This is a genomic window from Shuttleworthella sp., from assembly GCF_057251025.1.
In genome coordinates, this window is sequence record NZ_DBHIDN010000012.1 from 1 (window position 1) to 16,553 (window position 16,553).

The window sequence follows — 16,553 nt, forward strand, 5'->3', positions numbered from 1 at the left end:
TAAATGCCACTGGGTGCTAACCCAACTAAGATGAGGTTGTTTTTTCACAGCCCCCGCCATTGATTCTCATCTCATGCAAGTCCGATTAGGACTCGATGCGTTGAAAGTTCCGATTCCGGAAGACCGATCAGTCTTCAGACTTCTTGTACAGAGCAACCAGTTTCTGGAGATGCTCGAACTTGTCCCTTGCGCCCTCCTCAGACTTGGCGAAGAGTTCTGCCGCCTTCTCCGGGTTGAACTTCTGCAGGGCTGCATATCTGTTCTCACCCAGGAGGAAGTCCTTGTAGTTCTCACTGGGCTGCTTGGAGTCAAGGCTGAACTTATCTGCGGCCTCCGGATTGAAGCGGAAGTTGAACCAGTAACCGGACTGAACAGCCATCTTCTCCTCGGTCTGAGCCTTGCTCATGCCCTTCTTGATACCATGGTTGATGCAGGGCGCATAGGCGATGATCAGTGAGGGGCCCGGATAAGCCTCAGCCTCGGCAATTGCCTTGACGGTCTGCTGCATGTCAGCTCCCTGGGAGATCTGTGCGACATATACATAGCCGTAGCTCATGGCAATCGCTGCGAGATCCTTCTTCTTGGTCTCCTTACCGCCGGCAGCGAACTGTGCGACAGCACCGATGGGGGTCGACTTAGAAGACTGTCCGCCGGTATTGGAGTATACCTCAGTGTCATAGACCATGACATTGATGTCCTTGCCGGAAGCAAGAATATGGTCTACGCCGCCGAATCCGATATCGTAAGCCCAGCCATCGCCACCGAATACCCACTGGGACTTCTTGGCCAGGAAGCTCTTCTCGTCAAGGATCTCCTTGGCTGCATCAGAGCCTTCCTTCTCGAGCTCTGCAATCAGGATATCCGTTGCGGCGCCGTTGGTGGCTCCAACACGGAAGGTGTCCTTCCAGGTTGCAATTGCGTCCTTGAGACCTGCAGAAGAAGTATTCTTCTCTAGCTCATCCAGCTTGTTCTTAAGCTTGTCACGCAATGCGTTCTGGGCAAGAAGCATTCCATAGCCGAACTCAGCCGCATCCTCAAAGAGGGAGTTGGACCATGCGGGGCCGTGTCCCTTGGCGTCTACGGTATAGGGCGTAGACGGTGAAGAGTTACCCCAGATGGAGGAACATCCTGTCGCATTGGCAATATACATGCGGTCGCCGAAGAGCTGGGTGATCAGCTTAGCATAGGGAGTCTCACCACAGCCTGCGCAGGCGCCGGAGAACTCAAGCAGGGGCTGCTTGTACTGAGAGCCCTTGACCGTATTGGCCTTGAACTTCTCTACGACGTCGTCCTTGATGGGAAGTGCAACTGCGTAGTCGAAGAACTTCTGCTCGCCCTCATTCTCCTCAAAGCTCTGCATGGTCAGCGCCTTATTGCCTCTCATGCCGGGACATACATTGGCACAGGAGCCACATCCGGTACAGTCAAATGCGGATACAACAACCGCATACTTGTAGGTCGTCGGCTTGAGATCCTTAGCTCTGAAGCCCTCGGGAGCCTTTGCCAGCTCGTCGTCCGTCAGTGCGATGGTGCGGATTGCCGCATGAGGACATACATAGGAACAGAAGCCGCATCCGATACAGTTCTCCTGATTCCATACGGGAACATCCGTAGCGACGCCTCGCTTCTCGTAAGCTGCCGTTCCGCTCGGTGTAGATCCGTCCTGGTAGGGAAGGGTGTCAGAAACAGAGAGCCGGTTTCCGGTCTGCGCGTTGACCTTCTGCTGGATGTTCTTGACGAACGCGATTGCATCGGCTCTTCCGCTTGAGGGAACCGCTGCCTCGAGATCATCGTCTGTGGCATTCTTCCAGGAATCGGGAACGGTCACCTTGTGGTAGGCCGTTGCGCCCGCATCGATGGCATCCCAGTTCATCTTGACGACATTGTCGCCCTTCTTGGCATAAGAAGCCTTGGCTGCATCCTTCATGAGCTTGAGTACCTGCTCCTCGGGGATCAGCTTGGTCAGTGAGAAGAAAGCGGACTGGAGAACCGTATTGATACGTCTTCCGAGACCGATCTCCTTGCCGATCTTCACGCCGTCGATGATATAGAAGTTGATATTGTTCTCAGCAATGAAGCGCTTTACCTGGCCGGGAAGCTTCTCATCCAGCTCATCCTCAGTCCACTGGGTGTTGAAGAGGAAGGTGCCGCCGGGGACAAGATCCTGGACCATGGGATACTTGTAGATATATGCCTGGCAGTGGCATGCTACGAAGTTGGCCTGGCTGATCAGATAGGTGGAACGGATGGGGGTATGACCAAATCTAAGGTGGGATACCGTGACACCGCCGGACTTCTTGGAATCATAGTCGAAGTATGCCTGCGCATACATATCCGTGTTGTCGCCGATGATCTTGATGGAGTTCTTGTTGGCGCCAACCGTACCGTCCGCGCCGAGACCCCAGAACTTGCAATTGGTTGTACCCTCGGGCGTGGTGACGGGATTCTCATGAACATCAAGAGACAGGTGTGTCACATCATCATTGATACCGATGGTGAACTCTCTCTTGGCGTCATTCTTGAAGACAGAGATAATCTGTCCGGGTGTGGTGTCCTTGGACCCAAGACCATAGCGGCCGCCGAAGACAGGAACCTGATCAAACTTGCTGCCGCGAAGAGCTGCGACAACATCGAGGAAGAGGGGCTCTCCGAGAGCTCCGGGCTCCTTGGTCCGATCCAGGACATTGATTCTCTTGACGGAATCCGGAATTGCCTCGATCAGTTTCTCGGCAGCGAAGGGACGATAGAGGCGAACCTTCACAACGCCCACCTTCTCGCCGCGGGCCATCAGGAAGTCAATGGTCTCGTCAATCGTCTCGCATACAGAACCCATGGCGATGATGACAGACTCAGCATCCGGTGCGCCATAGTAATTGAAAAGTCCGTAGTTGGTTCCAAGCTTCTGGTTCACCATATCCATGTAGTGCTCTACAATGGCAGGCATATCATCATAAGCCTTGTTGGAAGCCTCACGAGTCTGGAAGAAGATGTCGGGATTCTGTGCAGATCCCATCTCGCGGGGATGTGTGGGGTTCAGGGCATTCTGGCGGAAAGCCTTGAGGGCATCCTGATCGACAAAGTCCTTGAGATCCTCATAATCCCAGGTCTCAATCTTCTGGATCTCATGAGAAGTACGGAATCCATCGAAGAAATTGATGAAAGGAAGGCGTCCCTTCAAGGCAGCGGCATGAGCAACGGGAGTCAGGTCCATTACCTCCTGGACGGATGACTCGCACAGCATGCAGACACCGGTCTGGCGGGCGGCGTATACATCGGAGTGATCGCCGAAGATACTCAGGGCATGAGAGGCGATCGCGCGCGCGGATACGTCGAAGACACCGGGCAGTCTCTCGCCGGCAATCTTATAGAGGTTGGGGATCATCAGAAGAAGTCCCTGAGACGCGGTGTAGGTCGTTGTGAGAGCGCCTGCCGCAAGAGAACCGTGAACGGCACCTGCTGCGCCGGCCTCGGACTGCATCTCGGTGATCTGTACGACCTGACCGAAGAGGTTCTTGCGACCCTGATTGGCCCACTCGTCAGTTGCCTCCGGCATAACTGATGAGGGGGTGATGGGATACATAGCCGCCACATCGGTAAATGCATAAGATGCATGTGCCGCTGCGTGGTTACCATCCATGGTTTTCATAGTTCTTTTCATGTTGGTTCCTCCTAATAGATTTGCGTAACATCCTAGTAGCCGTCTGCCACACGGCCCCATCAAACGTTATAAGTAAAGTGTAGGTTCTTTTTCATGGAAAATCAACAAAATTCCCTCTGATCCCTGTTTTTAATTGTGAACATCTGTCAGAAAGGTCTCGTTTGCAGATAGCGTCTTCTCTCCTCCGGTTCCTTTCCGCTCTTTTCTCTCCTCTGCCGCTCATTTCTTCAGCTGTCGATCCAACTGGTCAAAGCCCTGTAAATCAGGTACAATGGCAGAGATTTTCCCCGTGAAGATTCCTGTTACCGATTCACTCCATGAGAAAGGACAAGCATGATCCAGGCAGTCAATGTATCCCTCCGCTTCGGCAAGAAGGCCCTATTCGAAGATGTCAACGTCAAGTTCACCGAGGGCAATTGCTACGGCTTGATCGGCGCCAACGGTGCCGGCAAGTCCACCTTCCTCCGCATCCTCTCCGGTGCCCTGGAGCCAACCACCGGAGACATCGTAGTCAGTCCCGGCCAGCGCCTGTCTGTCTTGGAACAGGATCACTTCAAATACGATGACTATTCCGTCTTAGATACGGTTATCTCCGGCAACGCCCGGCTCTATCAAGTCATGAAGGAGAAGGATGCCATCTACGCCAAGCCGGACTTCTCTGAGGAAGACGGAGTCAAGGCAGCAGAACTTGAGGCGGAATTCGCCGAGATGGATGGATGGAACGCCGAGACGGACGCGCAGACCCTTCTGAATGGTCTGTCTGTCGCGCCTGACTGGCACGATTCCGCCATGCGGGACGTTCCCACGGACATCAAGGTCAAGATCCTTCTTGCCCGCGCCCTCTTCGGAAACCCTGACATCCTGATCTTGGACGAGCCGACAAACCATCTGGACCTGGATGCCATTGCATGGCTGGAGGAGTTCCTGATCAACTTTGAAAACACCATCATTGTCGTCTCTCATGACCGCTACTTCCTGAACAAGGTATGTACCCACACCGCCGATATCGACTACGGCAAGATTCAGCTCTACGCCGGAAACTATGACTTCTGGTATGAGTCCTCCCAGCTGATCATGAAGCAGCGAAAGGAGGCCAACAAGAAGAAGGAGGAGCAGATCAAGGAGCTCAAGGAGTTCATCTCCCGCTTCGCTGCCAACGCCTCTAAGTCCAAGCAGGCCACCTCCCGTAAGAAGGCCCTGGAGAAGATTGAGCTGGATGACATTCGGCCCTCCTCCCGCAAATACCCCTATATTGATTTCCGTCCCAAGAGAGAAATCGGAAATGAGGTCCTCTCGGTCGAGAACCTGACCAAGACCATCGACGGAAAGCTGGTCCTGGATCACCTGACCTTCAACCTGACCCCCACGGACAAGGTTGCCCTGGTCGGTTCCAACGAGACCGCAAAGTCAACCCTCTTCTCCATTCTGGCCGGACAGATGGAGGCGGACGAGGGGACCTATAAATGGGGAATTACCACTTCCCAGTCCTATTTCCCCAAGGACAACACGGAGATCTTCGACAATGATATGATCATCGCCGACTGGCTGACTCAGTTCTCGGAAATCAAGGATGCCACCTATGTCCGCGGCTTCCTGGGCCGAATGCTCTTCTCCGGTGAAGACGGAAATAAGAAGATGCGTGTTCTCTCCGGCGGCGAGAAGGTCCGCGTTCTCCTCTCCCGCATGATGATCGAGGGATCCAATGTCCTTATGCTGGATGAACCGACCGACCACCTGGACATGGAGTCCATCACAGCTTTAAATACCGGTCTGACCAAGTTCCCCGGCGTTCTCCTCTTCTCCTCCCGTGACCATCAGGTGGTGGAGACCACAGCCAACCGGATCATTGAGATTCTTCCGGACGGCAGCATGATCGACAAGGTTTCCAGCTACGACGAATACCTGGAGAGCGATGAAATGGCCAGAAAGAGAACTATCTACTCTACAAGCGCAGATCAGGAAGAAGACGATTAACGCATGCCTAAGCCAGTGATTTATCATGTCGATGTCAATTCCGCTTTCTTGTCATGGACCGCAGCGGACCGGATGGCCAGGGGGATGGATAGGGTCGACCTGCGGGAGATCCCCTCGGCGATCGGCGGCAACCCCAGGACCAGACACGGAATTATCACCGCCAAGTCCATCCCCGCCAAGCGTTACGGCGTTACAACCGGAGAGCCAATCAGTCAGGCCATCCGCAAGTGTCCCTCCCTGGTCATTCTCCCGGGCGACTACGATCTCTATGCCCGCCAGTCTGAGGCTCTGATGGATCTTTTGCGCCGCTATGCCCCTATCGTCGACCCCTTCTCTGTTGATGAGGCCTTCTGCGATATGACCGGAACCGCCGGCCTCTATGGCGATCCGGTCCTCTTTGCCGGGCAGCTCAAAGACCGGATCCGGCGGGAACTCGGCTTTACGGTCAATATCGGGGTTTCTTCCAACCGGCTTCTGGCTAAGATGGCCTCCGACTTCACGAAGCCGGACCGGGTTCATACCCTCTGGCCCCGAGAGGTTCCTCAGAAGATGTGGCCCCTGCCCGTAGGAGACCTTCTCTTCGTCGGCCAATCGACCGCAGACCGACTCAGGCGTCTTGGGATCACAAGTATCGGAGATCTCGCTCAGGCGCCGGAAGACCTGCTTGTCTCCCACTTCGGCAAGCACGGCGTCCAGATGCACTCCTATGCCAATGGTGCGGAGATGGACGACCTGGTCTCGCATCACAGGAAAGCAAAGGGATTCTCAAATGAGATCACAATCTCCCATGACCTGGTGGATCGGACAGAGGCCAGACTCATCCTCCTATCCCTCTGTGAGACCGTAGCCGCCCGCCTGCGGCTCAGCCGGGCCAAGATCCGCTTGGTTTCTGTCTACTATAAAGACGCCGATTTCACCTCCGCTTCCAGGCAGACCGGTCTCAATCGGTCGACCGCATCGACCCAGCGGATCTTCGACACGGCCCTGGCTCTCCTGAATCAGCTCTGGGACGGAAGGCCTCTTCGTCTGCTCGGTGTCCGGGCCTCAGACATCGACCGGGACAGCGACACATACCAGATGGATTTATTCGACAGGGGACAGAACAAGAAGCTGGATCAGCTGGACGCCGCCATTGACCGGATCCGGGATAAATTCGGTGACGCCGCGATCCGGCGGGCTGTTTTCCTCGGGGCGGATGAGACAGACCTAAAGAAGAACCGGTCCAAGCGCAGGCGGGATCTGACCGGAGAATCCCGGGATCAGGATTGATACATTCCGCAAAGGAGTATATAAGAACAGGCGGAAATCCTTTATTTTCAAGGGTTATCCGCCTTTTTCTATGCTGTTCTGTCGCTTATTTGTCGCTTAAATCTGCAAAGGGATATTAGATGATAGCAGAAGATACAACTATTTGTTTGATTGAGAAATTCGCCCGTTTATGGCATAATATTTAATGAGTTTTTGTACTCAAGTCAGACGAACATATGGATAGGGGATTTACATTATGAATGATGATAGATATGAACGGACAATAGAAGAACTTGAACAGCACGCTTGTAAGTGGTGGCCCCGTGAAGTGCGTGATGAGGCAGAGAAAGTGAGCATTCTTCATGTTCTGCTTGATACACAAGAAAAATTCATATCAGTTTTGAAGTTGACGAACAAAAATGATATTTCTACACTTTTCAACATTTTGGATGCGTCTGCTTTCCCCTATAATCTATTTTTAAAGCACTTGGTAGTGTTGACTGATTTTGGAAGTGAGCCGCTGCAACGTGTTAATAAAAATTTTAATGGACTATTTCCTGCCCGGAAAATGAAATATAACATTGGTGCGGGAACAAAAACTTATTCATTCACTACTTTGCCTGTTCGCGGAGTGCTTAATAACAAGCGGATGAAAATCGATACAGTGGAAAATTTGTCACAAAACAATTATGACAAAGCACTTTGCAAAGATATTATCATGATGTTGATGTTTGGTGCGGCTGTTACAAATGCGAGTACCCGCGCGGTTTTGTTCAAGTGCACACCGTTTGAGTATCTTGGTGATGACGCAAAAGTTGAAGATTTTGTGCGAAAAAATTATATTCGGGTTAGCCGAATTATAAGTGGAAAAACGGCAACGGATTTAGGCAATGTAGCGCAACAATATGTTGTGGATTATCTAAAAAAGAAACTTGGTGATAACTATAACGTACAAAGTAATGGAACAATTCCCGGTGTCACGGAGAATGACGGAACAACGCTAACAACATTTGATGCTGTTGTGGACAGGAAAAACGATACAAGCCGCCACAAAAAATATATTGGTATTGAAATAACCTTTCAGGAAACTACAAATAGTACGATTGAAAGAAAGGGTGGACAAGCAAGAAACCGATTTGAAAAAGTGACTAACACAAGAAATTACATTGCATATATCATCGATGGAGCCGGGAATTTTGCCAGAAGATCGGCTGTTAGCGAACTTTGTGATAATAGTCATTGTACGGTTGCATATACTCCTGAAGAGTTTAGCCTGTTATTGGAATTTATTAAGGAGAAGATTGGATGATAAAATATATTGATTTGTTTGCGGGAATAGGCGGAATTCGTCTAGGTGTAACGCAAGCATTATCAAATATAGGAATAGATTCAGAATGCGTTCTTTCAAGTGAAATCGATGAAAAAGCGTGTGAAACCTATAAATTTAATTTTGACGAAACCCCACAAGGGGATATTAGGGATATTGATAAAATTGAACCTTTCGACTTATTGCTTGCTGGTTTTCCATGTCAGCCGTTTTCCTATGCAGGAAAAAGGAAAGGATTCGGGGATACCCGCGGGACTTTGTTCTTTGAGATTGAAAGAATATTAAAAAAATATCGTCCAAAGGCTTTTTTATTGGAAAATGTCCGTGGATTAAAAACACATGATCATGGTCGGACTTTTGAAACAATCAATCGAATTTTACACGAGTTAGGATATGGTACATCAGAGTTAATCCTTAATAGCTCTGATTTCGGTGTGCCTCAAAATCGTGTCAGACTATATATTGTTGGAATTTATGGCAAGCAGCCTAGAATGAGCTTGGTGACAAATTTAGGCGCAGCAGATTCTCATAAATACAAAAATGAGTATCGTCAATTAAGCTTATTTGACAGATATAATGAAAAAAGCCAGAAAAAACGTCTTGTAAAAGACATACTAGAAAACGATGTTCCAGAGAGATATCATTGTTCTGATGAATTTGTAGATGAATTGCGTGGAGTGATAGGAAGTGATTTGTCTAAGTTAAATGGATATAGGCTTATAGATTATCGCGGCGGTCAATCAATTCATTCCTGGGAATTAGGAAAAAAGGGGAAATGTTCCCCGGAAGAAATAAATTTTATGAATTTATTGATTCAGAACCGCCGCAAGCATAATTTCGGTACACAACAGGACGGGAAGAAACTTACACTTTCGCAAATAAAAACATTTTATACAGATGACGATATACTTTCTGTGATTAGTTCCTTAAAAGAAAAGGGCTACTTGAAAGAAGAAGATGAAAAATATAACCCCGTCTGTGGCAATATGTCCTTTGAAGTGTTCAAGTTTTTGGATCCAGAAAGTGTGTCTATAACGCTTACTTCATCTGATTCAAATAGGTTAGGTGTAGTTCAAAATAATATTCCTAGAAGAATTACGCCCAGAGAGTGTGCGCGATTACAAGGGTTTCCGGAAACATTTATCTTAAATCCATCCGATAATTATGCTTATAAGCAATTTGGAAATTCTGTTTCTGTTCCCGTTATTAAAGCTGTAATGCAGGATTTCTTAGAGCAAAACATGGATGTCTTAGGGTGGAAAGCGCAACGTTTGATTGCGGTAAATCAATAAATATCATTTTTTCTTCTTGCAATACAGGGTCAGGTCATTTTTATAGCCCTCGTATACATTGACGCGCGTTATATCGTACAAAATGCCCTTGTACCCTAGATTCCCGCTGTTTCCACACTATGCTTTGCGTATAGCGGCATGACACCCATTGCTACAAAAAGGTCTTCCTGCTTTTTCAGGACTTCTCCCTGCATTGGCGCTTCCCCGGGTTCTGTGAAGCATTCAATAACATCGAACTCGTCCAGGAGACTCTGTATCGTGTACTTTGAAAAAAGATCATGTTTCTGCATTTGTTCTTTAATATATGACAGATATATCAGGGAAACGAACGTTACAAACAGTTTTCCCTCAAGGCTCGCGTCAGACGAAACAAGCGTCCTCCGGCAGTTAAGGCGTTCTTTAAGATTGCCGAATGCTTCTCTACGACGTCCCGGGTCCGGTAAAGATGCAGAGCTTCGATCGGATCTTTCACCTCGTTACTGATCAGGACAAAGTATCCATAAAGCCTGCATGCCTTGTTCATTGCTTCATTGTTTGGCGTGATCTTCCTGCCGCGGACGGGCGTTTCATGCACAGTGAAGTACTTGGCATAATCTTTCTCGTGTTCCGGTCTGCGTTTTCCGGAAATGAGCTCATTTTCCAGACGCACATAGTAAGCTGTCCGCTGCTGATCGTCTTCTACAGCTTTTTCAGGATTGTAGTAGAGATGCAGATACATTCTTTGGCCTGCTGTAATGGTATCTCCCTTTTAGTTCTTAAAGGAATGGATGGGGGCCGGGATTCGTCCCCTCCGCCTCACAAAGTCGGAACAGCCGAAGCCGGACACCGGCTGCACGGGAGCTGTCCCAAGCAGACCTCCCAGTTCCACGCAGTCTCCAACCTCCTTGCCGATGACCGGAATCAGGCGAACTGCCGTTGTCTTCTGGTTGATCATGCCAATCGCCATTTCGTCCGCGATAATTCCGGAAAGGGTATCCGGGCCGGTGGAACCGGGGATAGCAATCATATCCAGTCCCACAGAGCAGACGCAGGTCATCGCCTCCAGCTTCTCCAGGGTCAGAGCTCCTGCCTGGACAGCGTCAATCATCCCCTGATCCTCCGAGACGGGGATAAAGGCTCCCGAGAGGCCTCCGACATAGGAGGAGGCCATAATGCCTCCCTTCTTGACCTGGTCATTGAGCAGGGCCAGAGCCGCCGTCGTCCCCGGGGCACCCACTCGCTCCAGGCCGATCAGCTCCAGGATATCCGCAACCGAATCGCCGATCGCCGGCGTCGGAGCCAGAGATAGGTCAATGATCCCGAAGGGGATGCCAAGCCGCTTCGATGCCTCTTTTGCGACCAACTGACCCACACGGGTGATCTTGAAGGCGGTCTTCTTAATGGTCTCGCAGAGGACCTCAAAATTCTCTCCTTTAACCGATTCCAGGGCGGTTTTTACCACACCGGGCCCCGAGACTCCCACATTGATGATGGCATCCGCCTCCGTCACCCCGTGGAAGGCGCCCGCCATGAAGGGATTGTCATCCGGTGCATTGCAGAAGACAACCAGCTTGGCACAGCCCAGGGAGTCCTGCTCCTTGGTATAGACCGCTGTCTGGTGAACCATTTCTCCCATGAGCCGAACCGCGTCCATGTTGATTCCCGTCTTCGTAGACCCCACATTGACCGAGGAACAGACCAACTCCGTCTCTGCCAGAGCCCTGGGGATAGACCGAATCAGCATCTCATCGGCAGAGGTCATCCCCTTGGAGACCAGGGCGGAATAGCCCCCGATAAAGTTGATCCCCAGCTCATGGGCCGCCCGATCCAGGGTGTGGGCAATCGTCACAAAATCGTCTGGGCTCTTACAGGCCGCTCCGCCGATCAGGGCAATGGGAGTGACAGAGACCCGCTTATTGACAATGGGAATTCCGTACTCACGCTCTATCTCATTTCCCACCCGGACCAGATCTTTTGCCAGCTCCATCAGCTTGTGATAGATCTTCTCATTCAGGATCTTCAAGTCGGAGTCGATACAATCCAGCAGACTGATTCCTATGGTAATGGTCCGCACATCCAGGTTTTCTTCTTCCACCATGTGGTTGGTCTCAAGAACCTCATACTGACTAATCATCGCCTGTCCTCATCTAGCATACATCCTGTAACGGCTCTATATACGGTGCATCATTTCAAAAATTTCTTCCTTCTGACACTTGATCTGCACTCCCATATCCCTGCCGATCCGATCCAGGGAATTCTGCACATCCTCGAGATGCAGACCGGCCCGGTCGAAATCGACAATCATCATCATATTGAAATAGCCGTCGACAATAGTCTGGGAAATATCCAGAATATTGATCTTCTCCTGAGCCAGATAGGTGCAGACGGCTGCAATGATACCAACCGTATCCTTGCCGACAACGGTGATGATTACCTTTTTCTTATCCATATTCTTCTCCTAATCCGCTTTGTGCTATCTGCCATGCCTGCATCCGGGAAAGATCTCTCAGACAACAATCCTCAAAGATGGCCGATCCCGATGGGCAACCGTGATCGGAAAATCCGTCCCCCGGTAGGGGTTGTCACCCAGCGTAACCTCCAGACTCACGGTCTCGTAGGCCAGTTCCTCCAAATTATTCTCACAGGACAGGTGTCCCAGAAGAATGTGCTTGATCTTGTCGTGGAGGACATGACCAAGGAGCTGTCCGGAAGACTCGTTGGATAAGTGGCCCCGTTTCCCCAGGATCCTCTGCTTAAGGGGGTAGGGATAGGGGCCGACCTCCAGCATCTTCACATCGTGATTGGACTCGAGAAGCATGGCATCCATCCCTCTGAGATGGTCGATGGTATAGTCATCATAATAGCCCAGATCTGTGCAGACGGCGACCTTCTTCTCCCCGTCCGCCGTCTTCTGACGCATGGTATAGGCCACCGGGTCTGCCGCATCGTGCGAGATCCGCATGGGCAGGATCTCCATATCTCCGATTTTGAATTTCTGATCCGATTCTATGACATGGTAGAGGGACGGATCAATGGTCCCCAGACTTCTCTTGGACGCAATAGCGTCAATGGTTCCCTGGGTCGCGTAAATGGGTAGATGATATCGCCTGGACAGGACCCCCAGCCCGCTGATATGGTCCGAGTGCTCATGGGTCAGGAGAAGACCCTTCATATCCGAAGTGGTCAACTGAAAGCTGTTGAGCCTCTCCTCAATCCGTTTGGCGCTGATCCCGGCATCCACCATCAGATAGGTCCGGTCTGTCCCGACGCATACACAATTGCCGCTGCTTCCGCTGGCAAGACTAAATAGTTCCATGATCCAAAATACTCCGAATCTGTCGGTAAGCCTCTTCCGGGCTCCCGTTATTGTCAATCACATGCACACAGTGTCTTCGGAAGGTCTCCTCCGGCAGCTGGGACGCGAAGATTGCACTGATCTTCTCGTCTCTGTAGTGTCTGGATTCCCTCAGGCGCGACCTTCGATGCTCCTCATCCGCATAAATATACCAGAGTTCATCGCAGATCCGCTCATATCCGTCTTCAATCAAGAGGGCAGCCTCAATAATGAATAGGGAGCAGCGGGCTTCCGCCCGCTTGTGCCTGATCTGCCGCATCACCTCTTCCTTGACGGCAGGGTGGATCAGGCCGTTCATCCTCGCACGCAGGCCCGGATCTGCAAAAATCAGGTCCGCCAGCTTCCCGCGAAGGAGCTTTCCATCCCGGTCGAATCCCCCCCGCCCTGCGAGGAGGGCCTGCAGGCGACGGTTTAAGTCCGTCCCGGGAAGCATCAAATTTCGAGCCAGTTCATCCGTCCTCAGGACATAGGCCCCGTATTCCTCCTCCAGGAAGTTAAGAATCTGACTTTTCCCCGCGCCGACACCGCCGGTCACCCCGATTACTCTCAATTGTTTCTCCCCCAGTATAGCATCTGACCGGCCTGCAAGAACAATGGAAATCACTTGGCATCATACCAGTTCCTGCCACTGTGCGTATCAATTTCCAGTTCCACCGCCAGATCTGCGGCCCCCTTCATCTCCTGCTCCAAAATCTCTCTGACCTTCCCTTCTTCTCCGACCGGGGCCTCGACCAGAAGTTCATCGTGAACCGTCAGGATCAGCCGGGACCCGAGGCCTTCTCTCTCGAGCCGGTCGTGCACACGCACCATGGCGATCTTAATAATATCTGCGGCGGTCCCCTGGACAGGCGCATTCATAGCCACGCGCTCGCCGAACTGCCGCTGCATGAAGTTGGAGTTCTTCAGCTCGGGGACAGGCCTGCGTCTTCCGAAGAGGGTGACCGCATAGCCCTCCCTCTTTGCGAATTCGATCAGGCCATTCAGATAGTCGTGTAGCTTTGGATAAGCGGCAAAATAACCGTCAATATAGTCCTGCGCCTCTTTCCTTGAAATCCCTAGATCTTTGGCCAGTCCGAAGGCGGATATGCCGTAGACAATCCCGAAGTTCACCGCCTTGGCATTGGACCGCTGCAGGTCCGTCACCTCATCGAAGGGGGTCTGAAAGACCAGAGATGCGGTCGCTCTGTGAATATCCTTGCCCTCTCTGTAGGCCCGGATCAAATTGGGGTCGCCCGACAGGTGTGCCAGGACCCGCAGCTCGATCTGAGAATAGTCGGCGTCTACAAAGACGCAACCCTCCCCGGCCGGGAATACCCTGCGGATTTCCTTGCCCAGTTCCATTCGGATTGGGATATTCTGGAGATTTGGCTCCGTCGAGGAGAGGCGGCCGGTCGCTGTCACCGTCTGCTGGAAGCTGGTGTGTATCCGTCCATCGGTCGAAATCACCTTGGCCAGGCCGTCCGCATAGGTCGTCTTCAGTTTGGTCAGCTGCCGGTACTCTAAAATATCTCTTACGATTTGAAACTCCGGGGCCAGCTGGTCCAGCACCTCCGCAGCCGTGGAGAAGCCGGTCTTGGTCTTCTTTCCTCCCGGCAGGCCCAGCTGACCGAAGAGGATCTCTCCCAGCTGTTTGGGAGAATTGATATTGAAGGTCTCTCCGGCCTCCCTGTATATATCTGCCTCGAGCTCATGAATGCGGCCGACCAGCTGCTGTCCGTAGGCCTTGAGCGCCTCCCTCTCAACAGCGATCCCCTCTGTCTCCATGTCATAGAGGGTATAGACCAGAGGAAGTTCCACATCCTCATAAAGAGAGCGCATCTTCTCCTCTTCGAGCCTCCCCAGGAGCTTCTCCGGCGCCTTGGACGCGACATATGCCCGGTAGCAGGCATCGTGCATGAGATGGTCCTCTTCCTCCGGATCATCGAAGATCTGATCTGCCTTCTTCTTGCCGAAGAGTTCCGCATGAGAGGGAATTCTGAGATTCAGCTGATCTCTGGCAATATCCTCCGTCGGATAAGAGGAGGCCAGGGGGTTGAGGAGATAGGAGGCGATCTGCAGGTCGAAGGTCTTACTCCGGTCTGTCGGATGAAACTGCGACAGGGACTCCTTCAGATCCGGGAAGGCCAGGCATTTGCCGGCATCGGCAAGAGACTGAAGGCCCTCCCTGAGAAGATCCTCATCCATTCCCTGTCCCGTACAAGTCCTGTCTCCTATGCCCGGGAGGGTCAGCTGGTCCGGCTCTTCGTCCGCCTTGGCATAGTAGACTTCATTCCCGAAGGAGAGAGCGAGCGCCTGCATTCGTCCCGCCTCAGCCGCAGAATGGTCTCTCAGCAGAAGTCCGACTCCAAGCCAGGCCTCTTGGCTCTTCTTGGCCTCTTCGATCATCGCCCTGAATTCTTCTTCGGACGCAAGTCTTGTGAAATGCTCGGTCAGGTCTTCCTGCTCAGTCTCAATCCCGGCCTTGTCAAAGCGGGGCAAAATATTCTTGAAATCCCAATCCTTACAGAGATCATAGGCCTCCTCGGTGAAGAGATTCTTGATTCTGGCAGAGGCGAGATCATAGGAGATGTCGGCGGTGACATTAATTTTCGCCAGCGTTTTGCTGAGTTTGACCTGATCCCAAAAGTCCACCAGGTTCCTGGCAGCCCTGGGCGGCTTCAGCTCGCTTGCGTGCTCATATGCCCTCTCGATTGAGCCATAGGCTGCAATGATATTGGAGGCAGTCTTCTCTCCGATCCCCGGGACTCCGGGGATGTTGTCCGACGCATCTCCCCAGAGAGCCTTGACATCAACAAATTCCAGTGGGCTGACTCCGTAGGCCTCCCTCACCTCCCGGGCATGGTAGACCTCTGTCTCCGTTCCGGTCTTTCTGGTCTTTGGGATCATAATCTTGACCCGGTCGGTCGCCAATTGCAGGAGGTCTCGGTCCCCTGATAGAATGGCTACCTCCATCCCGGCTTCCTCTCCGATCCGGGAGATGGTTCCCAGGATGTCGTCGGCCTCCAATCCCTCTTTCGTCACTACAACAATCCCCATCGCCGCAAGCATCTGCTTGATCATGGGGACCTGCTCTCTTAGCTCCGGGGCCATGGGTTTTCTGGTCCCCTTGTAATCGGCAAATATCTTATGGCGAAAGGTAGGGGCCGACAGGTCAAAGGCGACAGTCAGATAATCCGGCTTCTCCGTCTCCAGGGTCTTAAACATAATGTTTAAAAAGCCATAGACGGCATTGGTGTGCTGGCCCCGGGCATTGGTCAAATCAGGCAGGCCGTAGAAGGCCCGGTTTAAGATGCTGTGCCCGTCAATAAGGAGGAGTTTGCTCTGGTCTGCCATGGGATACCTCTCGTCTGAAAATCACACTGGCCCTATTATGCCACCAAGACCTGTCTCCTGCAAACCGCAGGGGAGAATCGTCTCCCAGTACTCCTCGTATTCGCCCTCGCTGGAAAAGAGCATATATCCGTCTGAAATATAGCCCATATATCCCTCACCTGTGTAATATCCCTTCATGCCAAGCTCCTTCCCGTTGACCGCTTGATCCGGCGGACAGGACTCCTTGTCCCCGCCCTTGCTCTTTGTGATTGAAGAATAGCATGTAATGTATGCCATTTATGGGATATTTATCTTCCGCCGGCCGGCAGAAGAAGACGGAAGGCACTCGGAAATCAAATGAGGGCGAATGCCAGGAAAAAAACCTGTCCCTTTTCCCGGCTCATCGCT

At 51.7% G+C, this 16,553-nt stretch carries 13 protein-coding genes; 4 read left to right on the plus strand and 9 right to left on the minus strand.

Annotation, left to right across the window (positions count from 1 at the left end):
* Positions 1-127 precede the first annotated feature (127 nt).
* Positions 128-3,658 carry a pyruvate:ferredoxin (flavodoxin) oxidoreductase gene (gene nifJ, locus ACO5R6_RS04420; RefSeq protein ID WP_485625979.1) on the minus strand — a complete coding sequence of 1,177 codons (3,531 nt, stop codon included), beginning with the start codon at positions 3,656-3,658 and terminating at the stop codon, positions 128-130.
* Between the two features lie 333 nt (positions 3,659-3,991).
* On the opposite strand from nifJ, the gene ACO5R6_RS04425 reads away from it, so the two are divergent.
* The 4 genes from ACO5R6_RS04425 (at position 3,992) to ACO5R6_RS04440 (ending at position 9,499) form a co-directional block, all read left to right on the plus strand.
* Entirely contained in the window at positions 3,992-5,632 is a 1,641-nt protein-coding gene (locus ACO5R6_RS04425) for an ABC-F family ATP-binding cassette domain-containing protein (RefSeq protein ID WP_485625980.1), read from the plus strand.
* Positions 5,633-5,635: 3 nt separating this feature from the next.
* On the plus strand, positions 5,636-6,901 hold the full coding sequence (locus tag ACO5R6_RS04430; protein ID WP_485625981.1) for a DNA polymerase Y family protein: 1,266 nt from the start codon (positions 5,636-5,638) through the stop codon (positions 6,899-6,901).
* A gap of 235 nt (positions 6,902-7,136) precedes the next feature.
* A complete protein-coding gene (locus tag ACO5R6_RS04435) occupies positions 7,137-8,189 on the plus strand; it encodes a hypothetical protein (protein WP_485625982.1) in 1,053 nt (350 codons plus the stop codon).
* Positions 8,186-9,499, plus strand: coding sequence for a DNA cytosine methyltransferase (locus tag ACO5R6_RS04440; RefSeq protein ID WP_485625983.1), 1,314 nt, complete (start codon positions 8,186-8,188; stop codon positions 9,497-9,499). The genes ACO5R6_RS04435 and ACO5R6_RS04440 overlap by 4 nt, the downstream gene beginning before the upstream one ends.
* Before the next feature lie 95 nt (positions 9,500-9,594).
* Here the strand turns inward: ACO5R6_RS04440 and ACO5R6_RS04445 are convergent, their stop codons facing one another.
* Genes ACO5R6_RS04445 through ACO5R6_RS04480 form a run of 8 tightly spaced genes read right to left on the minus strand, consistent with a single transcriptional unit; the run spans position 9,595 to position 16,442 of the window.
* Positions 9,595-9,789, minus strand: coding sequence for a hypothetical protein (locus ACO5R6_RS04445; protein WP_485625984.1), 195 nt, complete (start codon positions 9,787-9,789; stop codon positions 9,595-9,597).
* Between the two features lie 41 nt (positions 9,790-9,830).
* Positions 9,831-10,217: a hypothetical protein gene (locus tag ACO5R6_RS04450; protein WP_485625985.1), complete on the minus strand. Its 387-nt coding sequence runs from the start codon at positions 10,215-10,217 to the stop codon at positions 9,831-9,833.
* A gap of 30 nt (positions 10,218-10,247) precedes the next feature.
* Complete coding sequence (locus tag ACO5R6_RS04455) at positions 10,248-11,612, minus strand: DUF711 family protein (RefSeq protein WP_485625986.1); 1,365 nt, start codon at positions 11,610-11,612, stop codon at positions 10,248-10,250.
* Between the two features lie 36 nt (positions 11,613-11,648).
* Entirely contained in the window at positions 11,649-11,927 is a 279-nt protein-coding gene (locus tag ACO5R6_RS04460) for an ACT domain-containing protein (protein WP_485625987.1), read from the minus strand.
* A gap of 57 nt (positions 11,928-11,984) precedes the next feature.
* Positions 11,985-12,794, minus strand: coding sequence for an MBL fold metallo-hydrolase (locus tag ACO5R6_RS04465; protein WP_485625988.1), 810 nt, complete (start codon positions 12,792-12,794; stop codon positions 11,985-11,987).
* On the minus strand, positions 12,781-13,383 hold the full coding sequence (coaE, locus tag ACO5R6_RS04470) for a dephospho-CoA kinase (protein ID WP_485625989.1): 603 nt from the start codon (positions 13,381-13,383) through the stop codon (positions 12,781-12,783). Before coaE ends, ACO5R6_RS04465 begins: the two co-directional genes overlap by 14 nt.
* 50 nt (positions 13,384-13,433) lie before the next feature.
* Positions 13,434-16,166 carry a DNA polymerase I gene (gene polA / locus ACO5R6_RS04475; RefSeq protein ID WP_485625990.1) on the minus strand — a complete coding sequence of 911 codons (2,733 nt, stop codon included), beginning with the start codon at positions 16,164-16,166 and terminating at the stop codon, positions 13,434-13,436.
* Between the two features lie 21 nt (positions 16,167-16,187).
* A complete protein-coding gene (locus ACO5R6_RS04480) occupies positions 16,188-16,442 on the minus strand; it encodes a hypothetical protein (protein WP_485625991.1) in 255 nt (84 codons plus the stop codon).
* Between the last annotated feature and the right edge of the window lie 111 nt (positions 16,443-16,553).